The 24,498-nt window shown below is 70.6% G+C and carries 24 protein-coding genes; 16 read left to right on the plus strand and 8 right to left on the minus strand.

The genetic code is table 11. The features are described from left to right. Positions 1-5: 5 nt before the first annotated feature. Positions 6-848 carry an LmeA family phospholipid-binding protein gene (locus RI211_RS06800; protein WP_315637055.1) on the plus strand — a complete coding sequence of 281 codons (843 nt, stop codon included), beginning with the start codon at positions 6-8 and terminating at the stop codon, positions 846-848. Positions 849-863: 15 nt separating this feature from the next. On the opposite strand, the gene RI211_RS06805 is transcribed toward RI211_RS06800, so the two are convergent. The 4 genes from RI211_RS06805 to RI211_RS06820 are packed head-to-tail and all read right to left on the minus strand — an operon-like array spanning position 864 to position 4,190. Then, entirely contained in the window at positions 864-1,598 is a 735-nt protein-coding gene (locus RI211_RS06805; RefSeq protein ID WP_315637054.1) for an alpha/beta fold hydrolase, read from the minus strand. Between the two features lies 1 nt (position 1,599). Beyond that, a complete protein-coding gene (locus RI211_RS06810; protein ID WP_268776479.1) occupies positions 1,600-2,181 on the minus strand; it encodes a TetR/AcrR family transcriptional regulator in 582 nt (193 codons plus the stop codon). Further along, on the minus strand, positions 2,174-3,064 hold the full coding sequence (locus tag RI211_RS06815; RefSeq protein WP_315637053.1) for an alpha/beta fold hydrolase: 891 nt from the start codon (positions 3,062-3,064) through the stop codon (positions 2,174-2,176). The genes RI211_RS06810 and RI211_RS06815 overlap by 8 nt, the downstream gene beginning before the upstream one ends. 52 nt (positions 3,065-3,116) lie before the next feature. Continuing rightward, positions 3,117-4,190 carry a YihY/virulence factor BrkB family protein gene (locus RI211_RS06820; protein WP_315637052.1) on the minus strand — a complete coding sequence of 358 codons (1,074 nt, stop codon included), beginning with the start codon at positions 4,188-4,190 and terminating at the stop codon, positions 3,117-3,119. A 146-nt stretch (positions 4,191-4,336) separates the two neighbouring features. Between RI211_RS06820 and lysA the strand changes: the two genes are divergently transcribed. The 5 genes from lysA to prfA all read left to right on the plus strand — a co-directional run bounded on the left by lysA (position 4,337) and on the right by prfA (position 11,254). Then, entirely contained in the window at positions 4,337-5,755 is a 1,419-nt protein-coding gene (gene lysA / locus RI211_RS06825) for a diaminopimelate decarboxylase (protein WP_259954977.1), read from the plus strand. Positions 5,756-5,776: 21 nt separating this feature from the next. Beyond that, a complete protein-coding gene (locus tag RI211_RS06830; RefSeq protein WP_187663808.1) occupies positions 5,777-7,081 on the plus strand; it encodes a homoserine dehydrogenase in 1,305 nt (434 codons plus the stop codon). A 5-nt stretch (positions 7,082-7,086) separates the two neighbouring features. Next, on the plus strand, positions 7,087-8,052 hold the full coding sequence (gene thrB, locus RI211_RS06835; RefSeq protein ID WP_315637169.1) for a homoserine kinase: 966 nt from the start codon (positions 7,087-7,089) through the stop codon (positions 8,050-8,052). A gap of 164 nt (positions 8,053-8,216) precedes the next feature. After that, a complete protein-coding gene (gene rho / locus RI211_RS06840) occupies positions 8,217-10,166 on the plus strand; it encodes a transcription termination factor Rho (RefSeq protein WP_396654932.1) in 1,950 nt (649 codons plus the stop codon). 8 nt (positions 10,167-10,174) lie between these two features. Then, entirely contained in the window at positions 10,175-11,254 is a 1,080-nt protein-coding gene (prfA, locus tag RI211_RS06845; RefSeq protein WP_315637050.1) for a peptide chain release factor 1, read from the plus strand. A 16-nt stretch (positions 11,255-11,270) separates the two neighbouring features. Here the strand turns inward: prfA and RI211_RS06850 are convergent, their stop codons facing one another. Together RI211_RS06850 and RI211_RS06855 are read right to left on the minus strand one after the other, a co-directional pair. Continuing rightward, positions 11,271-11,924: a response regulator gene (locus RI211_RS06850; protein ID WP_187663811.1), complete on the minus strand. Its 654-nt coding sequence runs from the start codon at positions 11,922-11,924 to the stop codon at positions 11,271-11,273. Continuing rightward, the gene (locus tag RI211_RS06855) at positions 11,921-13,567 is read right to left on the minus strand and encodes a sensor histidine kinase (RefSeq protein WP_315637049.1); all 1,647 of its coding nucleotides are present in this window, start codon (positions 13,565-13,567) and stop codon (positions 11,921-11,923) included. Before RI211_RS06855 ends, RI211_RS06850 begins: the two co-directional genes overlap by 4 nt. Before the next feature lie 150 nt (positions 13,568-13,717). On the opposite strand from RI211_RS06855, the gene RI211_RS06860 reads away from it, so the two are divergent. Further along, on the plus strand, positions 13,718-15,262 hold the full coding sequence (locus tag RI211_RS06860) for a CitMHS family transporter (RefSeq protein ID WP_315637048.1): 1,545 nt from the start codon (positions 13,718-13,720) through the stop codon (positions 15,260-15,262). Positions 15,263-15,289: 27 nt separating this feature from the next. On the opposite strand, the gene epsC is transcribed toward RI211_RS06860, so the two are convergent. Together epsC and cysK are read right to left on the minus strand one after the other, a co-directional pair. Further along, positions 15,290-15,859, minus strand: coding sequence for a serine O-acetyltransferase EpsC (gene epsC, locus RI211_RS06865; RefSeq protein WP_315637047.1), 570 nt, complete (start codon positions 15,857-15,859; stop codon positions 15,290-15,292). An 8-nt stretch (positions 15,860-15,867) separates the two neighbouring features. Continuing rightward, positions 15,868-16,806 (minus strand): cysteine synthase A, encoded by a 939-nt coding sequence (gene cysK, locus RI211_RS06870; protein ID WP_259954991.1) that lies wholly within the window; start codon positions 16,804-16,806, stop codon positions 15,868-15,870. A gap of 98 nt (positions 16,807-16,904) precedes the next feature. Here cysK and prmC point away from each other — a divergent pair, with 98 nt between their 5' ends. The 9 genes from prmC (at position 16,905) to atpA (ending at position 24,495) form a co-directional block, all read left to right on the plus strand. Further along, positions 16,905-17,765, plus strand: a complete 861-nt coding sequence (gene prmC / locus RI211_RS06875) for a peptide chain release factor N(5)-glutamine methyltransferase (RefSeq protein ID WP_315637046.1) — start codon at positions 16,905-16,907, stop codon at positions 17,763-17,765. A gap of 52 nt (positions 17,766-17,817) precedes the next feature. Next, positions 17,818-18,513 carry an L-threonylcarbamoyladenylate synthase gene (locus RI211_RS06880; RefSeq protein WP_187663817.1) on the plus strand — a complete coding sequence of 232 codons (696 nt, stop codon included), beginning with the start codon at positions 17,818-17,820 and terminating at the stop codon, positions 18,511-18,513. Continuing rightward, complete coding sequence (locus RI211_RS06885) at positions 18,510-19,682, plus strand: MraY family glycosyltransferase (RefSeq protein ID WP_187663818.1); 1,173 nt, start codon at positions 18,510-18,512, stop codon at positions 19,680-19,682. Before RI211_RS06880 ends, RI211_RS06885 begins: the two co-directional genes overlap by 4 nt. Next, a complete protein-coding gene (locus RI211_RS06890; RefSeq protein ID WP_187663819.1) occupies positions 19,679-20,197 on the plus strand; it encodes a Cg1360 family ATP-synthase-associated protein in 519 nt (172 codons plus the stop codon). Before RI211_RS06885 ends, RI211_RS06890 begins: the two co-directional genes overlap by 4 nt. A gap of 111 nt (positions 20,198-20,308) precedes the next feature. Further along, positions 20,309-21,130 (plus strand): F0F1 ATP synthase subunit A, encoded by an 822-nt coding sequence (atpB, locus tag RI211_RS06895; protein WP_136035259.1) that lies wholly within the window; start codon positions 20,309-20,311, stop codon positions 21,128-21,130. A gap of 43 nt (positions 21,131-21,173) precedes the next feature. Further along, positions 21,174-21,410, plus strand: a complete 237-nt coding sequence (atpE, locus tag RI211_RS06900) for an ATP synthase F0 subunit C (RefSeq protein WP_025103147.1) — start codon at positions 21,174-21,176, stop codon at positions 21,408-21,410. A gap of 27 nt (positions 21,411-21,437) precedes the next feature. Further along, a complete protein-coding gene (locus tag RI211_RS06905; protein WP_060922506.1) occupies positions 21,438-22,016 on the plus strand; it encodes a F0F1 ATP synthase subunit B in 579 nt (192 codons plus the stop codon). After that, entirely contained in the window at positions 22,016-22,807 is a 792-nt protein-coding gene (locus RI211_RS06910) for a F0F1 ATP synthase subunit delta (protein WP_187663820.1), read from the plus strand. The genes RI211_RS06905 and RI211_RS06910 overlap by 1 nt, the downstream gene beginning before the upstream one ends. Before the next feature lie 47 nt (positions 22,808-22,854). Then, the gene (gene atpA, locus RI211_RS06915; protein WP_062634989.1) at positions 22,855-24,495 is read left to right on the plus strand and encodes a F0F1 ATP synthase subunit alpha; all 1,641 of its coding nucleotides are present in this window, start codon (positions 22,855-22,857) and stop codon (positions 24,493-24,495) included. Positions 24,496-24,498: the final 3 nt, after the last annotated feature.

Below are 24,498 nucleotides of genomic sequence, written 5' to 3' on the forward strand. Positions count from 1 at the left end.
GCGCCATGAGCGACGACAACCACACCCTCCCGTATCCGAAGCCCTCGGACGAGCACCCGACGCTCGTGGTCCCGGACGCGGCGGACGGTCGGGGCGGCGCCGGACGTCGTCGCCGGCGGTGGCCGTGGGTCGTGCTCATCGTCGTGGTCGTGCTCGCCGCCCTCGTGGTCGCGGCCGAGTTCGTCGCCCGTGCGGTGCTGCCCGGTGTCGTCCGATCGATCGTCATCGAGCAGCTCGACCTCCCTGCCGACCAGCAGATGGACGTCGAGACCGAGGGGATCCTCCTGCCACAGCTCGTCGCCGGTCGTCTCGACACCCTGCGCCTGTCGACGGAGGCCGTCACGCTGCAGGGCATCACCGGTGCCGCCGACGTCACGGCGACGGGCGTTCCGCTGCGGGGCGGCGACCTCGACGGCGCGGACGGCACCATCCGCATCGACCAGGAGCAGTTCACCGCTCTGCTCGCCGACTCGGAACTCCCTGTCGACACCGTGGAGTTCGTGGCACCGAACGCGACCCTCGGCGGCTCGTTCGACGTGCTCGGCACCGCGGTGCCGGTATCCGTGACCCTGACCCCCGGGGCTGTCGAGGGCGACCTCGAACTCACTCCGGTGGCGGCGAGCATCGGCGGCGTCGACATCGATCTCGATCGTGTGGGCTCGTCCCTCGGATCCCTCGGCGAGGGGATCACCGAACCGCGGCGCGTCTGCATCGCGGACCAGCTGCCGGCCGGCCTCACCCTGACGGGAATCGAGATCGTCGACGACCAGGCCGTGATCGACATCGACGTGGACGGGGCGATCGTCACGGACGAGACGCTCCAGGAGAAGGGGACCTGCGACCGCTGAGCGGTCACGCACCGGTCAGGTGGCCAGGCGCTCCTCCAGACGCGCGGCGAGCTCCGCCGGCCGTTGCAGGGGCATGCCGTGTCCGCACCCCTCGGCGACCTCGAGGGTGCTGCGGGGATGCACCCGGTCCAGCAGCGCGGCGGAGCGGCGCATCATCGGCTTCTCCTCCGCACCGACCAGGATCAGGGCGGTGCCGGGATGCGCGCGCCACGCGGGCGGAGGCGTGAAACGGAGGTTCTCCTCTACCGCGCGCAGCAGGGTCGTGCGCGAGATGGCCGCGGAGGTCTCCAGATAGCGGGGGAGCAGCGCGTCGGGGATGAACAGCTCGCGGGCCTGAAGGCGGGCGAAGCGCTCGTTCCTGGCGAGCCCTGCCGTGAGGCGGAGCAGCGCGAGGGTCGGGCCGACGGCGCGCAGCGGTTCCGCCTGAGCGCTGATGACCACGGCGTCGGCGACGAGGTCCGGTCGTCGTGCCGCGAGCAGGACGGCGAGCTGGGCGCCGAGGGAGAACCCGACGACGGTCGCCGGTTGCGTCTCCTGCTCCAGCAGCGGGACGAGCGCCGCGACCGTCTCCTCGTGCGACACGTAGTCCGCTGTCGCGCTGCCACCGTGTCCCGGAAGATCCGGGAGGATGACCCGCCGTGCGGGGTCGAGGTGACTGCGCAGCGGCTCCCACATCCAGCCGGCGACCCCGCCCCCGTGCAGCAGGAGGAGGGGAGGGGTTCCTGCGGAGCCTGTCGTCTCGTGATGCATGTCACTCCGTCTCGAAGCTCGCGGCCATGCGGCCGACCGTGTCGATGGCGCTCTCCAGCGTCGCGCGATCGAGGGGCCCCAGGGTGCGGGCCGCGGAGAGCAGGCCGAGCGTGGCACTGGACAACGCGAGAGCCAGGGCCTCGGGCTCCACGTCAGGCACGATCCGGCCCTGCTCCTGCAGCTCACGGATCCCGGCGACGACCTGTTCGTGACGCATCCGGTACCGGGCGGGTGGCTGCGCGGCGACGTGCGCACCGAGCACTCCCGCGTCGTCGAGAAACGCGGCCGTCATGAGCTCGTCGCCGAGCAGGGCAGCAGCTGTGGCGCGGTAGAGGGCACTGAGCGAGGGCTGCGGTCCTGCGGTACGGGCGACCGCATCGGCGATCCGAGACGTGCCGCGCTGGAGCAGCGCGTCGAGGATGTCGCGCTTCGCCGCGAACTCCAGGTAGACCGCGCCCTTGCCGATGCCGGCCGCGCGTGCGATCGCGGCGACGCTCATGGCATCGAACCCGTCGGTCAGCACCATCCGCTCCGCGGCATCGAGGATGCGAGCGCGCCGGTCGGGCACGAGCGGCCTAGGCATCGGAGCCTCGGGCGAACCAGTCCCGGAGGGCGGGGATCACGAGGTCGGGGCGGTCGCGTTGCACCCAGTGTCCGGCTCCCGGTGCCACCAGGAGCCGGCCGGCCGGCAGCGCGTCCGCCGCCTCCTCGATCCTCCGAAGAGGGACGCCGGTGTCCCGGTCGCCGTGCACGAGCAGGACAGGGCCGCGGATCTCGGCGAGCCGGTCACGGTAGTCGGTGCGGAGCCGCAGCGGCCGCACCTGGTCGCGCTGCCAGCCGCCGAACGTCGTGAGACCCGATCCGGTCGCTGCCTCGGCGAGCACCGCATCGACGAGAGCCGGGTTGCGGGCGTCCGGGGAGCGCACGAGATCCTGGAGGCCGCGCATCATCGCCTTACGGTCGCGCGCGTAGGCGCGTGTCATGGCGCCGAGCAGCCCCGAACGCAGGAGCAGGAACGTCGACAGGTGCGAGAGGGCACCGAGGCGTCCGTCCGTCAGGCGCGGCATCAGCCCGTAGCTGCCGAGGAGGGCAGCGGAGCGCGCACCGTCGGGGCGGTCGAGGACATGGCCCAACGCCAACCCGGCACCCAGGGAGAGTCCGCCGACGACGTAGGCCTGCAGGTCGAGGGCATCGACGAGGTCGCCGACGTACTGCACCAGGCGCTCCTGCGTCAGCGGCGCTTCGAGGCGCGGACTGCGCCCGAACCCGGGGTGGTCCGGTGCCACGACGCGGTGTCCGGCGGCCGCCAACGCCGGTCCGACCTCGCCCCAGGAGAGTTCTGCACTGTCGGCGCCGCCGCCGTGCAGAAGGAGCGCGGGCGGCTGCGTCTCCGCCGCGGGGCACCATTCCGCGACCGACACCCGCGCGCCGGGAACGGTCACGGTGCGCCGTCGTGGTGCGGGCATGCGTCCCCTCTCGTTGTGACCACCGTATCGGTTCCGGTCACAACGAGGAAGGTCACTTCTTCTCGGCGGTGCCGTTCTCCTCGGCCGCCGCGCGCTGGGCGTCGCGCAGCTCGGCCGTGGCGATCTTGACGTCCACCTCGGCGCGCTGCAGCCGCCGCTGGACGAACGTGCGTGCGCCGAACCGCTCGTGCAGGCGGTCACCGCGCTCCTCCTCGGCCGTGACGATGTAGGCGCACGAGACGAGGATGACCTGGGTGGACAGCTGGAGCCAGATCAGCAGCGCGAGGAGCGAGGCGAACGAGGCGAGCAGGGGGTTGCTCGTCGCACCGCCGACGAAGAGCCCGGAGAGCTGCTGCAGCACGATCAGGCCGAAGGCGCCGAGGAAGGCGCCGCTCCACAACGACCGCGCAGCGGGTCGGACGCCGGACAGCAGGAGGAAGGCGCCCACGATCAGAGCCGCGTCGAGGATGAACACCACGAGGAGCGACAGGATCCGGACCGTCCAGGCGAGCAGAGGCGAATCCGACGGCACCCCGAGCAGGTCGCCGATCCAGGTCACCCCGAGCTGTCCGATGAAGGTGATCCCGGCGGCGAGCACGAACGCGAGGCCGATGCCGATGCCGAGAAGCAGGTTGCGGACGATGACCCAGATCCACAGGATGTCCGCCTGGATCGTGCCGGCGATGGTCCGGATGGCCGTGCGGAGCGAGCCGATGGCGCCGAGCGCGGCACCGATCAGCGCGACGAGGGAGATGATGCCGGCGATCGAGAACGACGCCGGAGTCCGGAGGTCCTTCGTATCGATGACACCGCCCTCGCCGATGAGCCCGGGGACCGCGGACTGCACGGCGTCGATGATCGCGCGCCAGGCCTCCGGGTTTCCGGAGAGCCAGAGGGCCGCGAGCGAGAAGCCGAGGAGCACGCCGGCGAAGACGCTGAACAGGGCCCGGTAGGTCACGCTGTCGGCGAGCATCGGACCGCGGCGCTCGGAGTACAGCAGCACTGCCCTGACCGGGCGCCGGGCCAGGGCCCAAGCGATCACCGGTCCCGTGATGCGGGCGACGAGTCCCGGTCGGGCCGGGGCTGCGGAACGGTTCTCGGAGTCTCGCGTGTCGGTGTCTGCCACGCCCCCACCCTATGAGCCGCTCGGCACCCCTCCCCAGGGGGTTGACGCGGCGTGTCACCATGACCAGGCGGGGACAGGGGGTGCCCTAGAATCGGGGCAACTCGATGTGCGCCTCCGCCCGAGATCCGTCCCACGATTGGTGTTCCGTGCTCGACTCTGCCGCCACGCTCGCTCCGGATTGGCTCGTCGTCCCCGACGACCCGAACGATCTCGCGGTCGGGGTCTGGCCGTCCTCCACGGAGCGCGACGAGGACGGAGCCCTCGTGCTGGCGGGTGTGACGGCGCCGGAGCTCGTCCGGGCGTACGGCACGCCGCTCCTCGTGCTCGACGAAGACGAGGTGCGCCGCCGCGCCAGGGCCTTCCGCGACGCTTTCGACCGCGCCGCCTCCGCCCACGGCACGACCGCGCAGGTGTACTACGCGGGCAAGGCGTTCCTGTGCACGACGGTCGCCCGGTGGGTTGTCGACGAGGGGCTCCGCATCGACGTGTGCACCGGCGGCGAGCTCGAAGTCGCCCTCGCCGCGGGGGTCGCTCCGGCCTCGCTCGGCTTCCACGGCAACAACAAGTCGGTCGCCGAGCTCGAGCGCGCGGTCGCCCTCGGCGTGGGGACGATCGTCGTCGACAGCGCGATCGAGATCGAGCGCCTGGCCGCCATCACTGCCCGCACCGACGCCGTGCAGCGCGTCATGGTCCGGGTCATCAGCGGCGTCCACGCCGAGACCCACGACTTCCTCGCCACGGCGCACGAGGACCAGAAGTTCGGCTTCCCGCTCGCCGAGGCGGAGGTCGCCGTGGCACGGATCCGCGAGATCCCCGGGCTGGAGTTCGCCGGACTGCACTGCCACATCGGCTCCCAGATCTTCGGCGTGGCGGGCTTCCGCGAGTCCGCCTCCCGCGTGCTCGAACTGCACGCCGCCCTCCTCGAGGACGGCCCCGTGCCGCAGCTGAACCTCGGCGGCGGGTTCGGCATCGCCTACACCCGCATCGACGACCCCACCCCCATCGACGAGCTCGCCGGCGGCATCGTCGCGGCGGTGGCCGAGGGCTGCGCGGCGCGCGGCATCCCCGTGCCGGCGCTGTCGTTCGAGCCCGGGCGTGCGATCGTCGGCACCGCGGGCGTGACGCTCTACGAGGTCGGCACGACGAAGGACGTCACGGTCGCCTCGGGGGCGACCCGGCGTTACGTCAGCGTCGACGGCGGGATGAGTGACAACGCCCGCACGGCCCTCTACGGCGCCAGCTACTCCGCCCGCCTGGCCTCGCGCGCGGGCACGGGCGATCCGCAGTTGAGCCGGGTGGTCGGCAAGCACTGCGAGTCCGGCGACATCGTCGTCGATCACGAATATCTGCCCGGCGACGTCACCCCGGGGGACCTGCTCGCGGTGCCCGCGACGGGCGCGTACTGCGCCTCTCTCGCGAGCAACTACAACCACGTCCCGCGGCCGCCGATCGTGGCGGTGCGCGAGGGCCGCTCGCGGGTGATCGTCCGCGGCGAGACCGTCCACGACCTGCTGGCCCGCGACGCGGGCATCGACGGGGCGCACGCCCCCGAGGGAGCACGATGACCCACCCCAGAAGGAGCACCCATGACTGACTACAGACGACTTCGCGTGGCGCTGCTGGGCGCCGGAGCCGTCGGCTCCCAGGTGGCGGCCCTCCTGCTCCGCCACGGCGACGAGCTGGCCGACCGCGCGGGTGCCGCGCTGGAGCTGGCGGGCATCGCGGTGCGCAACCTCGACGCGCCCCGCGACGTCGAGCTGCCGAAGGAGCTCTTCACGACCGATGCCGAGTCGCTCATCCTCGGCGCCGACATCGTGATCGAGCTGATCGGCGGGATCGAGCCCGCCCGCACGAACATCCTCCAGGCCATCGGCTCCGGCGCCGACGTGGTCACCGCCAACAAGGCGCTGCTGGCGACCCACGGGCCGGAGCTGTTCGAGGCCGCGGATCGCGTCGGCGCATCGGTGTACTACGAGGCGGCGGCCGCCGGCGCCATCCCGATCATCCGTCCGCTGCGCGACTCGCTCGCCGGCGACCGCGTCGTGCGCATCATGGGGATCGTCAACGGCACCACGAACTACATCCTCGACCGGATGGACACCGAGGGCGCCGACTTCGCCGACGTGCTCGCCGACGCGCAGCGCCTGGGGTATGCGGAGGCCGACCCCACCGCCGACGTCGAGGGCTACGACGCCGCGCAGAAGGCCGCGATCCTCGCCAGCCTCGCCTTCCACACCGCGGTGCCGCTGGAGGCGGTGCATCGGGAGGGCATCACCTCGATCACCGCGTCGATGATCGAGGAGGCCCGCGCGGCCGGCTTCGTCATCAAGCTGCTCGCCGTCTGCGAGCGGATCGAGGCGAACGGCGCCGAGTCCATCTCGGTGCGGGTCTACCCGGCCCTCGTCCCCGTGTCCCACCCGCTCGCCTCCGTGCACGGTGCCAACAACGCCGTCTTCGTCGAGGCGGAGGCCGCCGGCTCTCTCATGTTCTACGGGGCGGGCGCCGGCGGTGTGCAGACGGCCTCGGCCGTCCTCGGCGACGTCGTCTCCGCTGCGCGTCGGCATATCGCGGGCGGCGTCGGCGTGGGCGAGTCCACCCGGGCGAATCTCCCCGTCGTGCCCATCGGCCACGTCACCACGCGGTACCAGATCACCCTCGAGGTCTCCGACGCCCCCGGCGTGCTCGCGACCGTGGCGGGCATCCTCAGCGACGGCGGAGTGTCCGTCGCGACCGTCGTCCAGACCGTCGAGGGCGAGGACGAGCCGACCGCTCGCCTCATCATCGGCACGCACCGTGCGACCGAGCAGGCCCTCAGCGACACGGTGGACGTGCTGGCCGACAGCGATGTCGTCGCCCGCGTGGTGTCCGTCCTCCGGGTGGAAGGCGAGTGACCACGGTGACGGCTACGGCTCCCGCTCCCGAGGAGCACGGCGCCCGCATCGGCCGCACGGTCGAGGTGACGGTGCCGGCGACGAGCGCCAATCTCGGCCCCGGCTTCGACACGCTCGGCCTGGCCCTGAGCATCTACGACCGTCTCGAGGTGACCGCTCTGCCCGAGGGGGAACTCGAGATCGAGGTCTCCGGTTCGGGCGCCGCCGACATCCCCCGGGATGCGTCCAACCTCATCGTCCGGACGATCGCCTACGTCTTCGCGGATGTCGGCAGGCCGATGCCCGGCCTGCGCATCGTGGCCGAGAACGCGGTCCCGCACGGCCGCGGCCTCGGGTCCTCCGGTGCGGCCGTCGCGGCCGGCGTGCTCGCGGCGAAGGGGCTGCTGGCCGGCGACGTCGACCTCTCCGACACCGATCTGCTGCGCCTTGCGACCGAGCTGGAGGGCCACCCGGACAACGTGGCGCCCGCGCTGTTCGGCGGGCTCACGATCGCGTGGATGGGGGAGCGGGGTCCGCAGCACAAGAAGCTCCTCGTGCATCGGGGCGTCTCGCCCATGGTCCTCGTCCCGGCCTACACGATGTCGACCTCGCAGGCCCGCTCGCTGCAGCCGCCGCACGTCTCCACGGCCGACGCCGTGTTCAACGTGTCCCGGTCGGCTCTGCTCATCGCGGCGCTGATGCAGAGCCCCGAGCTGCTGCTGGACGCGACCGCCGACCGCCTGCACCAGGACTACCGCGCCGGCGCCATGCCCGAGACGCAGCGCCTCGTGCAGGCGCTGCGGGCCGCCGGATTCGCGGCCGTCGTCTCCGGGGCCGGCCCCAGTGTGCTCGTCCTCGCGGACGGTCCGGGCAGTCGTCTGGACGCCGTGGAGCTGGCCAACCGGGTGACCGACACCCCGTGGGAGGCGCTCCTGCTCGCCGTCGACGTCCGTGGTGGTACAGTGGGGGATCGAGCGGAGGGCTCCACGTAGCATTCGTGAATCTGGCCCCATTGCATCTCTTGCAAGACCCGCACGCAAACCCCTGAGGCCCAAGTGCCGAGGCTGGCTGACGCCGAGCGTCAGCCCGTGCGATCGTGCGCAGCACCCGTTGTGCGCGTTCACGCTCATTTCCCATGACCTATAAGGGAGTACTCGTGGAGAACCTCTCCGAGACCCAGAACGATCAGGCGGCTCCGACCGCCGACGCCCCCGTCGCCGCGCAGGCGACCGAGTCCGCTCCGGCCAAGAAGCGCGCGCCGCGCCGGGCGAGCACCGCGACGGCCGCTGCCAAGGCCGCCAAGGCGGAGGAGTCCGGCACCGCCGATGCTCCCGCCGCTGCCGGCGACTCCGCCGAGGGGGCAGAATCCGCGCCCAAGGCGAAGGCTCCGCGCCGCACCCGCGCGAAGAAGGCGGACGCCGAGGCCCCCGCCGAGACCGCCGCCGCCGAGCCGGCGCCTGCTGCCGAGGCCGCCGAGGCGCCGGCCGAGGCCCCGAAGTCCGGACGCGGCCGTCGCACGAAGAAGGCGGACGCCGAGGCCCCCGAGGCGAAGACCGAGAAGGCCGAGGCGGCACCGGCCGACGGCGCGACCGAGACGGCCGACGCGGGCACCGCCCAGGGCGGCCGCACCAAGAACGACGCGGCGAAGAACGAGCCGAAGAACGACGGCGCTGCCGCGAAGAACGAGGCCGAGGCGGATGCCCCCGCGAAGGACGCGTCCGGCGAGGGAGACAACGGCGACGAGCAGGGTGGTCGAGGCCGCAGCCGCAACCGCAACCGCAACCGCGGCCGCGGGCAGGGCGGCGGTCAGGAGCAGGCGCAGAACGCACCGGCCGACGACGACCAGTCCGGCAACGGCAACGGGCGCAACCGTCAGCGCAACAAGCGTCGCGGTGCCGGCCCGGTCGACGAATTCGAGACCGAGATCACCGAGGACGACGTCCTCATCCCGATCGCCGGCATCCTCGACGTGCTCGACAACTACGCCTTCGTGCGCACCACCGGCTACCTCGCCGGGCCCAGCGACGTCTACGTCTCGCTCGGCCAGGTCAAGAAGTACAACCTCCGCAAAGGCGACGCGGTCGTCGGCTCCATCAAGCAGCCGCGCGAAGGCGAGCAGCAGGGCCGCCAGAAGTACAACGCCCTCGTCAAGGTCGACTCCATCAACGGCCTCTCGGTCGACGACGCGGCCACCCGCGTGGAGTTCGGCAAGCTCACGCCGCTCTACCCGCAGGAGCGTCTGCGCCTGGAGACGGCTCCGGAGAAGCTGACGCAGCGCATCATCGACCTCGTCGCACCGATCGGCAAGGGCCAGCGCGGCCTGATCGTCGCGCCGCCCAAGGCCGGCAAGACGATCGTCCTGCAGCAGATCGCCAACGCGATCGCGCAGAACAACCCCGAGGTGCACCTCATGGTCGTGCTCGTCGACGAGCGCCCCGAAGAGGTCACCGACATGGAGCGCACGGTGAAGGGCGAGGTCATCGCCTCCACCTTCGACCGGCCAGCGGAAGACCACACGACGGTCGCCGAGCTCGCGATCGAGCGCGCCAAGCGCCTCGTCGAGCTGGGCCGCGACGTGGTCGTGCTGCTCGACTCGATCACCCGCCTCGGACGCGCGTACAACCTGGCCGCTCCGGCGTCCGGCCGCGTCCTCACCGGTGGCGTCGACGCATCCGCGCTCTACCCGCCGAAGCGCTTCTTCGGTGCCGCCCGCAACATCGAGAACGGCGGATCCCTCACGATCCTCGCCACCGCGCTCGTCGAGACCGGCTCCAAGATGGACGAGGTCATCTTCGAGGAGTTCAAGGGCACCGGCAACAGCGAGCTGCGCCTGTCCCGCCAGCTCGCCGACAAGCGCATCTTCCCGGCGGTGGACGTGAACGCGTCCAGCACCCGCCGCGAGGAGATGCTCCTCTCCGCCGACGAGGTCAAGATCACCTGGAAGCTGCGCCGCGCTCTCGCCGGCCTCGACCCGCAGCAGGCGCTGGAGGTCGTGCTCGGCAAGCTCAAGGAGACCCACTCCAACGTGGAGTTCCTCGTTCAGATGCAGAAGTCGATCCCGACGCTGCCCTCGGGCGCCCACGGGCACGACAACAACATCCGCTGAGGCCCGACGTGTTCGAGTCCGTCCAGACTCTGATCGACGAGCATCGCCGGGTCCAGGAGGAGCTCTCCGACCCGGCGGTGCGCGCCGACGCGGCCCGCGCCAAGCGTGTCAACCGTCGGTACGCCGAGCTGTCGCGCATCGTCGCGGCGCACGAGGCGTGGACGGGCGCGGTCGACGATCTCGAGGCGGCGCGGGAACTAGCCCGTGAGGACGAAGCGTTCGCCGCGGAGATCCCCGCCCTCGAAGAGGGCGTGCAGACCGCGCAGGAGCGCCTCCGACGACTCCTCATCCCGCGCGACCCCGACGACGCCCGCGACGTGATCATGGAGATCAAGGCGGGGGAGGGCGGCGCCGAGTCGGCGTTGTTCGCCGCGGACCTGCTGCGCATGTACGTGCAGTACGCCGCGTCCAAGGGGTGGAAGACCGAGCTGCTCGAGCGCAACGAGTCCGACCTCGGCGGCTACAAGGACGTCCAGGTCGCCATCAAGGGCTCCTCGTCCGACCCTGCACAGGGCGTCTGGGCGCACCTGAAGTACGAGGGCGGCGTGCACCGCGTGCAGCGGGTGCCGGCCACGGAGTCGCAGGGACGCATCCACACGTCCACGACCGGCGTGCTCGTGTTCCCCGAGGTGGACGAGCCCGAGGAGATCCAGATCGATCAGAACGATCTGAAGATCGACGTGTTCCGTTCATCGGGCCCCGGCGGCCAGTCGGTGAACACCACCGACTCCGCGGTCCGGATCACCCACGTGCCGACCGGCATCGTCGTGTCGATGCAGAACGAGAAGTCGCAGTTGCAGAACCGTGAGGCCGCGATGCGCGTGCTGCGCGCCCGACTGCTCGCCAAGCAGCAGGAGGAGCTCGACGCGGCAGCCTCCGACGCGCGCAAGTCGCAGATCCGCGGCATGGACCGCTCGGAGCGCATCCGTACCTACAACTTCCCGGAGAACCGGATCGCGGATCACCGGACCGGGTTCAAGGCGTACAACCTCGATCAGGTCATGGACGGTGCGCTCGACCCCATCATCGAGAGCGCCATCGCCGCCGACGAAGAAGCGCGCCTCGCCGCCGTCGGCTCCGAGGGCTGAGCGGCCGCCCACCGCGTCACGTGCGCGTCGCGTACCGGTGCTCGGGCCGTCCGGTCGATCCGTACCGCAACCGCACCTCGACGATCGTCCGTGCGGCGAGAGCCGCGAGGTGCCGTTGCGCGGTGGCCCGTGAGATGCCGACCCGCTCGGCGACCTCCGCGGCCGAGGACTCGCCGTCTCCGAGCGCTGCGAGCACGCGCTGCTCGGTGGCCGAGCGCGAAAGGGACACCGGCTCACCGCCGCCGTGCAGGATCGCGAGCGCCCGGTCCACGTCCTCCTGCGTGAGGGGACGCTCACCCGCGAGCAGGTTGCGATAGCGCAGGTACCGGTCGAGGAGGCCGGTCAGTCCGCGACGGTCGAACGGTTTCACGAGATAGCCGATCGCGCCGGCCCGCAGGGCTCGTCGCACGGTGGGCGCGTCGTCCGCGGCGGAGATGAGGATCGCGTCCACCCCGACCTCGCGGACGAGTCCGATGCCGTCGCCGTCGGGGAGGTAGACGTCGGCGAGCAGCAGGTCGGGGCGTGTCGAGCGCACGAGGTCGCGAGCCTCGCCACAGGAGCGCGCGGTTCCGGTCACGGTGTATCCGGGATGGTCGTCCACGACCGCCCGATGCAGGTCGGCCACCCGGAAGTCGTCGTCGAGGATGAGCGCACGCAGCGGTTCCGTCACAGGTCCTCCTTCGAGAGATGCGGAGTGGGGTCGACGGCATCTCCGATGCGGGCGGCGAACACCGCGCCGTGGCCGGTGCCGCCGGGGTCGATGATCCAGAGGTCGCCGCCGCTCCGACGGGCGATCTCCGTGGCCAGAGGCAGGCCGATACCGTGCCCGTGCACGCGATCCTCGCTTCCCGCGTCGTCGGCGGGCGCTCGGAGGTCGGGCTCCCGGATACCGGCGCCGGAGTCGGAGACGGTGACGACGAGCGCGCCGCCGTCGCTCAGCGCGGAGACCTCGACCCACCGCGGGTCCCTCGTGCCCGTGACGGCGGCGGCGATCGCGTTGTCGACGAGATTGCCGAGCACGCTCGCCACGTCCTCCGCCCGACGCACGGTGCCGATCAGCTGCGTGTCCTCCGCGATCCGCAGGGCGACGCCCCGTTCGGCGGCCTCCACGCCCTTGGCTCCCAGGAAGGCGTGCAGGAACGGATCGCCCACGAGGTCGAGGCCGGCGACGGGGAACGACACGGGACCACGGCTCACCAGCTCGTCGAGGAAGGCGCGCGCGTCGGCGACACGGCCGGCGTCGATGAGGCCGGCAGCCACGTGCAGGCGGTTGGCGAACTCGTGGCGCTGGACGCGCAGTGCTGAGGTCATCGTGCGCACGGCCTCCAGCCGCTCGGTGAGGGCGATGAGGTCGGTGCGGTCGCGCACGATCAGCACGTCACCGAGTTCCTGCCCGTCGCGCCGCACCGCGCTCGACTCGAGATAGAGCACCCGGTCGCCGACGACCGCCTCCGCACGCTCGCGGGCTCCCGTGGCCGTGTCCCGTACGACGGGTGGCAGCGGGAGCTCGCCCACGCGGCGGCCGACCGGGTCGTGGAGCCCGAGGAGCCGATCCGACGCGGCATTGCTCACCCGCACGACGCCGTCCTTGTCGACCGCGAGAACGCCGTCGCCGACACCGTTCAGCACTGCCGTCTGGTTCTGCACGAGGGCGACCAGCTCCTCGGGCTGCACGCCGAGGGTCAACCGCTCCCAGCGGCGGCGGAGGAGAAGGAAGGTCGCGAGCGCGAGCGCGAGCGCGCCGGCGGCCGTCAGCCCGATCGCGGCGAGCACGGGCGGGAGGTCGTCGAAGACCCCGGTGCGCTCGAACCCGACGCTGATCTCGCCGACCGGCGTGCCGGTATCGTCCCGCACCGGCACCTTCGCGCGTGCCGACTCGCCGAGCGTGCCGGTCTGCCAGTCGACCACCTCGTGGCCCGCCAGCACCTCGGCGAACGGGGTGCTCACCACTTCGCCGATCCGCGACGGCAGGGGGTGGGCGAGGCGGATGCCATGGTCGTCCGTGATCACCACGAACAGAGCCCCGGTGCGCGCCATGACGGCGGCGGAGATCTGCTGCAGCTCCCCGTCGCGCAGCGCCGCCGCATCCGGCTCGTCGTCCGACGCGGAGATGGCGGTCACCGTCTCCCGCACCTGCGCGTCCTCCGCCAGGGTCCTGGCGATGCCGAGTGCCGTCGACTCCGCCTCGGCGCGCAGCTGCTGGACCGCGAGGGCGAGATACACGCCCGTGCACAGCGTCACGGCGAGGGCGACGGCGGCGAGATGCAGCAACAGGGCGCGGGTCGCGAACCGGACCCGCTTCTCCGTGGACATCGTCACCTCGCTCCCGACGCGCAATATGCGCAGAAGTCACGGTACGCGCACAATACCCGGGAATGCGGCATACCGCGCTCCGCGTCTCCGGATTGCCTAGCCTCGTCAGGATCCGTCAGCGATGACGGAGCGACGACGAAGGAGTCACGCATGTTCCACGCATCGACCGCGCTGATCGCTGCCGCCGAGGAGGCACCCACCTACGACGTGGCCTTCGTGCCGCCGGAGGGGGTGCTCGTCATCCTCGGCTTCACGATGGTCCTCGTGTTCATGACGCTGATCATGACCAAGCGCCTCACGCCCATGGTGGCGCTGATCCTGGTGCCCACCGTCTTCGGGCTGTTCGCGGGGGCGGGTCTCGGCCTGGGCGACATGATCCTCGACTCGATCGGCACCATGGCGCCCACGGCGGCGCTGCTGATGTTCGCCATCATGTTCTTCGGCATCATGATCGACGTCGGCCTCTTCGACCCGCTCATCCGCTTGATCACGCGGTTGCTCGGCGACGACCCGGCGAAGGTGGTGCTCGGGACCGCGATCCTCGCCGGCGCGGTATCCCTCGACGGCGACGGCTCGACGACCTTCATCATCACGACCTCCGCGATGCTGCCCATCTACCTGCGCCTCGGCATGAGCCCCGTCGTCCTCACGTGCGTCGCCGGCCTCATGAACGGCACGCTCAACATCGTCCCCTGGGGCGGACCGACCGTCCGCGCCGCGACCGCGCTCGGCGTGCAGCCGACGGAGATCTTCGTGCCGATGCTTCCCGCGCTGGGCGCGGGCATCGTCGTGACGCTCGGCTTCGCCTGGCTGCTCGGCCTGGGGGAGCGGCGTCGTCTGGGGCGGATCGATGCGGACGGGCGGCTCACCGGAGCCGACGGCGGTGTGCTCGCCTCCGTGCCCCGCATCTTCCGCGGCGCCGAGCTCAAGCCGGGCGCGCGCGCCTCGCTGCGCACCGGCAACCTCGTCGTCGTCGCCGGCGGACACGCCCCGGTCGCGGCAGGGAGCGTCGACCCCGCGGACACGGCGATGGCCGACACCATGCTGGATCCGGCCCGCCCCACCCTGCGCCCGCGGCTGATCTGGTTCAACCTCCTGCTGACCGTCGCCGTCATGGTGCTCCTGGTCGTCGACATCCTTCCGCTGCCCTACGTGTTCATGGTCGGGGCCGGCATCGCCCTCGTCGTCAACTTCCGCGGCATCAAGGATCAGGCGGCGGAGATCGTCGCGCACGCCCCGAGCATCGTCGGCGTCGTATCGATGGTCATCGCGGCCGGCGTCCTCGTGGGAGTCCTCTCCGGCACCGGAATGGTCGACGCGATGGCGACCTGGATCACCACCGTGCTGCCACCCGCGCTCGGACCGTTCCTCGCCCCGATCACGGGTGTGCTGTCCATCCCGTTCACGTTCTTCATGTCGAACGACGCCTTCTACTTCGGCATCCTCCCCGTGCTCGCACAGAGCGCCGCGAACTTCGGCATCGATCCGGTCGAGATGGCCAGGGCCTCGATCACCGGGCAGCCGGTGCACCTGCAGAGTCCGCTGGTCCCCGCGATCCTGCTGCTGGTCTCGCTCGCCGGGGTGAACCTCGGAGACCACCACCGGAAGGTGCTGTGGCGCGCGGCCATCGTGTCGCTCGTGATGCTGGGGATCGGCATCCTGGTCGGCGCCGTCCCGTTCTTCGTCGCGCAGTGACGAAGGTCGCCGGCCGCGGGGCGAGCGTCAGATGGAGTAGTCCGGGGCGGTCAGCAGGGCCCTGGTGTCCTCTCCGGCGGTCCGCTGGCGCGGCTTCGCGGGAACGCCGACGAGCACGCTGTCGGCGGGTGCGTCCTTGGTGACCACGGCGTTGGCGCCCACGACGGAACGGGCTCCGACCGTGACGGCGCCGAGGATCTTCGCCCCTGCGCCCACGGCGACGCCGTCCTGCAGGGTGGGGTGCCGCTTGCCGATGTCCCGTGTCCGGCCCCCGAGCGTCACGCCGTGGTACATCAGCACGTCATCGCCGATCTCCGCTGTCTCGCCGATGACGACGCCCATGCCGTGGTCGATGAAGAAGCGCCGGCCGATCCGGGCTCCGGGGTGGATCTCGACGCCGGTCAGCCACCGGGAGATCTGCGATCCGGCGCGCGCGAGGAGCCGGAGACGCCGCCGCCACAGCGCGTGCGAGACGCGGTGCGCCCAGATGGCGTGCAGGCCGGGGTAGAGCAGTGCCACCTCGATCGCCGTGCGCGCGGCCGGATCGCGAAGGCGCGCGGCGGCGATGTCCTCGCGCATTCGCCCGATCATGCCCATCGACGACCTCAGTCCTCGCGCAGGTCCTCGAACAGGGCGGTGGAGAGGTACCGCTCGCCGGTGTCCGGGATGATCACGACGATGGTCTTGCCGGCGTTCTCCGGGCGCGCGGCGACGGTCAGGGCCGCCGACACGGCGGCACCGGACGACATGCCGACCAGCAGACCCTCCTTCGCCGCGAGCTCGCGGGCCACGCGCAGCGAGTCCTCGAACTCCGCCGTGATGATCTCGTCGAGCACCTCGCGGTCGAGCACGTCGGGTACGAAGTTCGGGCCGATGCCCTGGATCTTGTGCGGTCCGGGGTGCCCCTCGGTGAGGACGGGGGAGTCCTTCGGCTCGACGGCGATGACCTGGACCTCGGGCTTCGCCGCCTTCAGCGCCTGGCCTGTGCCGGTGACCGTCCCGCCCGTGCCGACGCCGGCGATGAAGATGTCGACCGCGCCGTCGGTGTCCCGGAGGATCTCCTGCGCGGTGGTCTCGCGGTGGATCTGCGGATTCGCCGCGTTCTCGAACTGGCGGATCCAGACCGCGCCAGGGGTCTCGTCGACGATGCGCTTGACCTCCTCGATCGCGCCCTTCATGCCCTTGGTGGGGTCGGTGAGGACGATCTCCGCGCCAAACGCCTTGAGCAGCACACGGCGCTCCTTCGACATCGAGGCGGGCATCGTGAGGATGACACGGTAGCCGCGGGCGGCGCCGACCATGGCGAGGGCGATGCCGGTGTTGCCGCTCGTGGACTCCACGATGGTGCCGCCGGGGGAGAGCTCACCCGCGGCCTCCGCCGCATTGATCATGGCGATGCCGATGCGGTCCTTCACGCTGGACGCAGGGTTGTAGTACTCGAGCTTGGCGAGCACGGTGGCGCCGAGGCCCTCGGTCACGCGGTTGAGGCGGACGAGCGGCGTGTTGCCGAAAGCGGTGGTGATGTCGGGGTGGATGCCGGACATGGGGGAGCCCTTCCTGTGCGGGTGCGCTGCCGATCCAGCCTAGGCGAGCCCGAGGGGGGACGGGGCATTGTGACGTGCGCGCACTCTACGCTGGAGCCATGCCCGACCTCTCCCTCGCTGCGGCCGTGCGCGCCGCGGCGCAGCGTCTCGCCGACGCCGGCGTGCCCGACCCCCTCGTCGACGCCGAGCTGCTCGCCGGACACGTCCGAGGACAGCGTCGCGGGGAGGTGCAGGCGGCCATCGTCCGGGGTGACCGGCTCGACGACGACGACGCGACCGCTTTGGACGCGCTCGTCGCCCGACGCGCAGGCCGTGAGCCCCTGCAGCATCTCACCGGCACCGCACCGTTCCGGCATCTGGAGCTCGCGGTGGGCCCTGGTGTCTTCGTCCCCCGGCCCGAGACGGAGACGGTGGCGCAGTATGCGATCGACGCCCTTCTGGGATCGGGCGATCCGTCTCCCATCGGCGTCGATCTCGGCACGGGCAGCGGGGCGATCGCGCTCGCGATGGCGACCGAGGTGCCGCACGCCCGGGTGTACGCCGCGGAGATCTCCCCGGAGGCCCACGTCTGGGCCCGTCGCAACGTCGACGGTGTCGAGAACCTCACGCTCGTGCTGTCCGATCTCGCCGATGCCTTCCCCGAACTGGACGGCACGGCCGCGGTCGTCATCTCGAACCCTCCGTACGTCCCCGCTCAGGCGATCCCGCGCGACCCCGAGGTCCGGCTGTTCGACCCCGCCCTCGCGCTCTACGGCGGAGAGGACGGGCTGGACGTCGTCCGTGTGCTCAGCACCAGGGCTCTGCGTCTGCTGCGGCCGGGGGGCACGCTGGTGATCGAGCACGGAGAACTGCAGGGCTCCCCGATCCGCGAGCTGCTCACGGCTGACGGATGGCGGGCCGCAGCCACCCATCGCGATCTGACGCTGCGCGACCGCGCCACCACCGCCGTCCGCCCCTGATCAGCAGACGTCGAGCTCGTCCCGAACCCGCCCCGCGTAGAATCGAACCGTCATGTCCCCCATCTTCGACTGCAGCGACGAGGCGCAGCTGCTCGCCGGGATGCGCAATGCGCGCCAGGCGATCGGCCGCGGCGACCTCATCGTCATCCCCACCGACACCGTCTACGGCGTCGCCGCCGACGCCTTCTCTCCGCCCGCGGTGCAGCGCCTCCTGGACGCCAAGGGTCGCGGTCGCAATCAGCCGCCGCCCGTGCTCGTGGGCACGAAGGAGACGCTGACGGCCCTCGCGGAGGCTGTTCCGGAGCCCGTCCAGCGTCTCGTCGACGCGTTCTGGCCCGGGGGGCTCACGATCGTGCTGCCGGCGCAGCCCTCGCTGGTGTGGGATCTGGGGGAGACCAAGGGCACGGTCGCCGTCCGCATGCCCGAGGGGCGGGTGGTGCTCGAGCTGCTGGCCGAGACCGGACCGCTCGCGGTGTCCAGTGCCAACCTCACCGGCAAGGCGGCAGCGATCTCCGCGCTCGACGCGGAGAAGATGCTGGGCGACAGCGTCGCGGTGTATCTGGACGACGGCATGAGCAAGGACGGCGTCGCGTCCACGATCATCGATGCGACCTCGCTCGTCCGCCGCGCGGGTGACGCCGAGCAGGGCGTCGTCCGGATCCTGCGGGACGGCGTCGTGACCAGGGAGCAGCTGCGCGAGGTCCTGGGCGACCTGCTCGAGCCGGACCCGCAGGACGAGGATTCGTGAAGCAGTACCTCTTCACGATCATCGTCACCGCCGCGATCACCTTCGTGCTGACCTGGGCGGTGTGGCGGCTGAGCCTCCGCTTCAAGCTGTATCCCGGCATCCGCGAACGCGACGTGCACACCACCCCCACGCCCCGACTCGGCGGCGTCGCGATTTTCCTCGGCATCGTCGCCGCCTTCGCGGTCTCGGCCGCCAACCCGTTCTTCCAGAGCATCTGGACGCCGCCGCAGACCATGTGGTCGATCCTCGCGGCCGCTCTGCTCATCGCCGTGATCGGGGTCATGGACGACCTCTGGGACATCGACTGGATGATCAAGCTGGGCGCGCAGTTCCTCGCTGCCGGGATCATCACGGTGGGCGGTGGCCTGCAGATCCTCTCCCTGCCGTTCGGCGACCTGATCGTCGTGTCGAGCTGGCTGAGCATCACGATCACCATGTTCGCGATCGTGATCGTCATGAACGCCGTGAACTTCATCGACGGCCTCGACGGTCTCGTCGCCGGCGTCTGCCTGATCTCGAACGGCGTCTTCTTCGCGTACTCGTACATCTTCACGCGGGACTCCGGGGCGTCGAGCTACTTCAACCTCTCCACGTTCCTCGCCGCGGTCCTCATCGGCGCCTGCCTCGGTTTCCTCCCGCTGAACTGGAGCCCGGCGAAGCTGTTCATGGGCGACTCCGGCGCGCTCGTGATCGGTCTGCTCATGGCGACCTCGGCGATCGCGATCACCGGGCAGATGGACCCGTCCGCCCTGGACCCGGAGCGCCTGGGGCGTTCGCAGCTGGTCGGCGCCTTCCTGCCGATCCTGCTCCCGTTGCTGGTCGTGCTCCTCCCGCTGCTGGACTTCGGCCTCGCCGTGCTGCGTCGGATGAGCGCGGGGCGATCGCCGTTCTCGCCGGACCGCAAGCACCTGCATCACCGGATGCTCGACCTCGGCCACCGCGACCGCGATGCGGTCCTGATCTTCTACGCCTGGACGGCCGTCATCTCCCTCGCCGTCCTCCTGATGTACGTCGGCGCCCGAGAGGACTGGCCCGGCCAGTACCTTCCGGGTGTCGCGTTCGGGGTCGTCGGCATCGCCGCATGCCTCGTCATCACCCTGAGTCCCACCCGCCGACGCAAGACCGCCGCGGGCGTCGCGCCCGACCCGATCCCCCTGGAGCCCCGATGAGTCCGAGCCCCGTTTCCAGCACCCCGATCCTGCGTCGCACCCTCGTCTGGTCGGCGGTGGCCACCGTCGTGCTGGCGCTCGTCGCCGGCGGGATCGGCTTCGCCGTCGCGCAGGGGGAGGGGCTGGTCAGCGGTCTCCTCGGTGTCCTCCTCGCCGCGCTGTTCCTCGGGATCACGGGGCTGAGCATCCTCATCGCCAACCGGTGGTACGGCGATCCGCTGTACGTGCAGCTCTTCTTCGCGATCGTGCTGGGCGGGTGGCTGCTGAAGCTCGGGGTCTTCGTCGTCGTGATGATCCTGCTCGCCGGACAGCCGTGGATCGAGCCGATGGTGTTCTTCCTGTCGATCGTCGCGGGGGTGCTCATGTCCCTCATCATCGACGTCGTCGTGCTCACCCAGATGCGGCTGCCGAACGTCAGCGACACCACGCTGCCCACCGAGGTGCCGGAGGACCGCGCCCCCGGAGCGGTGAACGATGCCTCCGACGGCCCTGCGGACGCGGCCCCGCGGTCTTAGGGCACCCTTGGATTCTGATAGTGTTGAGGAGTGCCCGCCGCTCGCCCGCGAGCGCTTGCGCTGTGTAGCACACCGACCATCGTCGCCCCGGTTCTGACCGGTGCCCCGAAGCTGGAGCCCGCGCTGTTTAATCTTGCTGCGACCCTGACCCCCCGACTCGCGTCCTCTGATGGCGAGTTCCACGGCCCTTCGATCGATGAGTTCTTCCCGGAGATCCTCTTCCACGTCGGACCCATCCCGGTCAACCGGATCCATCTGATCCAGTTGCTCTCGGTGATCGCCGTCGTCCTGATCCTCTGGCTCGGCACCCGCCGCATGAAGGTCGTGCCCGGACGCTTCCAGAGCCTCGTCGAGATGGGGCTCGGCTTCGTCCGCGGCGGCATCGCGCACGACCTGCTCGGCCGCAAGGACGGCGACCGCTTCCTGCCGATCCTCACCACGATCTTCTTCATGGTGCTGTTCATGAACGTCACGGGCATCATCCCGTTCCTGAACATGCCGGGAACGGCGATCATCGCGGTGCCGCTCACGCTCGCCGTGGTCAGCTACGTCACGTTCATCTACGCCGGCATCAAGAAGAGCCCGAAGAACTTCTTCAAGAACGCGCTCTTCCCGTCCGGCGTGCCGTGGCCGGTCTACTTCATCGTCACGCCGATCGAGCTCATCTCGACGTTCATCATCCGCCCGGTGACACTCACCCTGCGACTGCTGATGAACCTCGTCGTCGGCCACATGATCCTGGTCCTCTGCTTCGCGGCGACCCAGTTCTTCTTCTTCACCGCGGGCGGCGGCTGGGCTGCCCTCGGTATCGGAACCCTCGCCTTCGGCGGCGCCTTCACTCTCTTCGAGATCCTGGTCGCCGTCCTGCAGGCCTACGTCTTCACCGTCCTCACCGCGGTCTACATCCAGCTCGCGGTCGCAGAAGAGCACTGAGCGGGCGGGCAACAGCCCTCCCACCCAACGAAAGGAAAAACCCGTGGACGCAACTACGGTTCTCGCTGAAATCAACGGCCACCTCGCGGCGGTCGGCTACGGCCTCGCGGCCATCGGCCCGGCCATCGGTGTGGGCATCGTGGTCGGCAAGACCATCGAGGGCGTCGCCCGTCAGCCCGAGCTGGCCGGTCGCCTGCAGGTCCTCATGTGGATCGGTATCGCCTTCACCGAGGCGCTTGCGTTCGTCGGCATCGCCGTCGGATTCATCCCCTTCCCGTAATCCCCACCGACTTCTGAAGGAGACAGGATGCTGAACGCTCTTGTCACGAACCTCGCGGCTGAGGGTGAGGCGGCGAACAACCCGCTGATCCCCGCGTGGTACGACATCATCTGGTCGGGCTTCTGGTTCCTCATCATCCTCGCCGTCGTGTGGAAGGTCGCCCTTCCTCGTCTGACGAAGATGCTCGACGAGCGGTCCGCCGCCATCGAGGGCAACATCGCCAAGGCCGATGAGGCGCAGAAGCAGGCGGAAGCGGCTCTCGAGGAGTACACCCGACAGCTGGCCGAGGCACGCACCGAGGCCGGTGAGATCCGTGAGGCCGCCCGTGAGGACGGCAAGAAGATCATCGCCGAGGCGAAGGAGACCGCAGCCAGCGAGGCCGCGCGTCTGACCGCCACCGCGCACACGCAGATCGAGGCAGAGCGCCAGACGGCTCTCGTCTCCCTGCGCAGCGAGGTCGGCTCGCTCGCTCTGGACCTCGCCGGGGGCGTGGTCGGCGAGACGCTCTCCGACGACGCCCGCGCGGCCGCCGTGGTCGACCGCTTCCTCGCCGATCTCGAAGCATCCGACCTTCGACAGGCTCAGGTCCCGGGCGGGCAGTCGTAATGGGCAGCGCGACCGCTCAGGCACTCGCGGCATCCACTCAGACGCTTGCCGCAGCGAAGGACGTCACCCTCGAGACCGCGCGCGAGCTGTTCGCGGCCGCGCGGGCCGTGGGCGAATCGTCTCAGCTGAGCGGCGCGCTGGCTGACCCCTCGGCTCCGACCTCGGCGCGGCAGAACGTCGTGTCCGCGGTGTTCGGGCAGTACGGCTCCGCGGCGCAGGATGTCCTGCGCACCGCTGTCGCCGAACGCTGGTCGAACGCCTCCGAGCTGATCGACGGTCTCGAGGAGCTCGCGATCCGGGCGGCGACCATCGCCGAGCCCGGCGCGGACATCGAGGGCGAGCTCTTCGGCTTCTCGCGGGTGATCGCGGCGAACCCGGAGCTCGAGCTCGCGCTCGGCAGCCGGCTCGGGGGAGAGGACGCCAAGGCCGCCCTGGTCGAGCGTCTCCTCGTCGATGCCTCCGCCAGCGCTCCGACGGCCCTCATCGTCACGTCCCTCGTGCGTCAGCCGCGCGAGCGCCGGGTGCGGCAGCTGCTGAGTCGGGCGATGCGTATCGTCTCGAACCAGCGCGGTCGCCTCGTGGCCACGGTGCACACGGCGACCGAGCTCAGCGACGCGCAGCGCACGCGACTCGGCCAGACGCTCTCGCAGCGATACGGCGGCCAGGTGTCCCTCAACGTCGTCATCGACCCCAGCGTCGTCGGAGGCCTGCGCGTGCAGATCGCCGATGACGTCATCGACGGCAGCATCTCCGCACGACTCGCCGACCTTCGCCAGAAGCTCGCGGGCTAACACGACTTCGCGCGGGGAACCGCGCACCCAGATACAAAGGGAAGACAATGGCAGAACTATCGATCAGCCCCGACGTCATCCGTGACGCGCTGAAGGATTTCGCCGCCGCGTACGAGCCCACCGGGGCCGCGGCGACCGAGGTCGGCACCGTCATCGACGCCGCCGACGGCATCGCTCACGTCGAGGGACTTCCCGGCGTGATGGCGAACGAGCTCGTGACCTTCGCCGACGGCACCAAGGGTCTCGCGCTGAACCTCGACGAGCACGAGATCGGTGTCGTCGTCCTCGGCGACTTCACCGGCATCGAGGCCGGTCAGGAAGTCACCCGCACGGGTGAGGTCCTCTCCGTCCCGGTCGGTGACGGCTACCTCGGCCGTGTCGTCGACCCGCTCGGCAACCCGATCGACGGCCTCGGCGCGATCGCGACCGAGGGTGTCCGCGAGCTCGAGCTCCAGGCCCCCGGCGTCATGCAGCGCAAGTCGGTGCACGAGCCCATGCAGACCGGCATCAAGGCCATCGACGCGATGATCCCGGTCGGCCGCGGCCAGCGCCAGCTCATCATCGGCGACCGCCAGACCGGCAAGACGGCCATCGCGATCGACACGATCATCAACCAGAAGGCCAACTGGGAGTCGGGCGACGTCAACAAGCAGGTCCGCTGCATCTACGTCGCCATCGGTCAGAAGGGCTCGACCATCGCTTCGGTGAAGGGCGCGCTCGAGGAGGCCGGCGCTCTGGAGTACACCACCATCGTGGCGGCTCCGGCATCCGACCCCGCCGGCTTCAAGTACCTCGCTCCGTACACCGGTTCGGCCATCGGCCAGCACTGGATGTACGGCGGCAAGCACGTCCTCATCATCTTCGACGACCTGTCGAAGCAGGCCGAGGCCTACCGTGCCGTCTCCCTGCTGCTGCGCCGCCCGCCGGGCCGCGAGGCCTACCCTGGCGACGTCTTCTACCTGCACTCCCGTCTGCTCGAGCGGTGCGCGAAGCTGTCCGACGAGCTCGGTGCGGGTTCGATGACCGGTCTTCCGATCATCGAGACCAAGGCGAACGACGTCTCGGCGTACATCCCGACCAACGTGATCTCGATCACCGACGGCCAGATCTTCCTGCAGTCCGACCTCTTCAACGCCAACCAGCGTCCTGCGGTCGACGTGGGTATCTCGGTGTCGCGTGTCGGTGGTGACGCTCAGGTGAAGTCGATCAAGAAGGTCTCCGGAACGTTGAAGCTGGAGCTGGCGCAGTACCGCTCGCTCGAGGCGTTCGCGATGTTCGCATCGGACCTCGACGCCGCTTCGCGTCGTCAGCTCTCGCGCGGTGCCCGTCTGACCGAGCTGCTCAAGCAGCCGCAGTACTCGCCGTACCCGGTGGAGGAGCAGGTCGTCTCGATCTGGGCCGGCACCAACGGCAAGCTCGACTCGATCGAGGTCGAGGACGTGCTGCGGTTCGAGCGCGAGCTGCTCGACTACCTGCGTCGCAACACGAAGGTGCTCGACACGCTGCGGGAGACCAACGTGCTGGACGACGCCACCGTCGCCGAGCTCGACAAGCAGACCGACAACTTCCTCCTGGAGTTCCAGGGCGGCAAGGGCCACGCCATCGGCGCCCCTGGCCACGAGGAGCACGCTGCGGCCGAGGCCGAGGACGTCAACCAGGAGAAGATCGTCAAGGGTCGTCGCGCGTAACCG

It is taken from the genome of Microbacterium meiriae, assembly GCF_032364335.1.
Lineage (GTDB): Bacteria > Actinomycetota > Actinomycetes > Actinomycetales > Microbacteriaceae > Microbacterium > Microbacterium meiriae.

Coding starts and splice junctions, on each gene's coding strand:
- RI211_RS06830 (WP_187663808.1), top strand. CDS start 5,777: ATGACTGACTACAGACGACTTCGCGTGGCGCTGCTGGGCGCCGGAGCC.
- RI211_RS06860 (WP_315637048.1), top strand. CDS start 13,718: ATGTTCCACGCATCGACCGCGCTGATCGCTGCCGCCGAGGAGGCACCC.
- RI211_RS06890 (WP_187663819.1), top strand. CDS start 19,679: ATGAGTCCGAGCCCCGTTTCCAGCACCCCGATCCTGCGTCGCACCCTC.
- RI211_RS06905 (WP_060922506.1), top strand. CDS start 21,438: ATGCTGAACGCTCTTGTCACGAACCTCGCGGCTGAGGGTGAGGCGGCG.
- epsC (WP_315637047.1), bottom strand. CDS start 15,859: ATGGGCATGATCGGGCGAATGCGCGAGGACATCGCCGCCGCGCGCCTT.
- atpA (WP_062634989.1), top strand. CDS start 22,855: ATGGCAGAACTATCGATCAGCCCCGACGTCATCCGTGACGCGCTGAAG.
- RI211_RS06800 (WP_315637055.1), top strand. CDS start 6: ATGAGCGACGACAACCACACCCTCCCGTATCCGAAGCCCTCGGACGAG.
- RI211_RS06815 (WP_315637053.1), bottom strand. CDS start 3,064: ATGCCCGCACCACGACGGCGCACCGTGACCGTTCCCGGCGCGCGGGTG.
- RI211_RS06910 (WP_187663820.1), top strand. CDS start 22,016: ATGGGCAGCGCGACCGCTCAGGCACTCGCGGCATCCACTCAGACGCTT.
- RI211_RS06810 (WP_268776479.1), bottom strand. CDS start 2,181: ATGCCTAGGCCGCTCGTGCCCGACCGGCGCGCTCGCATCCTCGATGCC.
- RI211_RS06880 (WP_187663817.1), top strand. CDS start 17,818: ATGTCCCCCATCTTCGACTGCAGCGACGAGGCGCAGCTGCTCGCCGGG.
- cysK (WP_259954991.1), bottom strand. CDS start 16,806: ATGTCCGGCATCCACCCCGACATCACCACCGCTTTCGGCAACACGCCG.
- RI211_RS06855 (WP_315637049.1), bottom strand. CDS start 13,567: ATGTCCACGGAGAAGCGGGTCCGGTTCGCGACCCGCGCCCTGTTGCTG.
- RI211_RS06805 (WP_315637054.1), bottom strand. CDS start 1,598: ATGCATCACGAGACGACAGGCTCCGCAGGAACCCCTCCCCTCCTCCTG.
- prmC (WP_315637046.1), top strand. CDS start 16,905: ATGCCCGACCTCTCCCTCGCTGCGGCCGTGCGCGCCGCGGCGCAGCGT.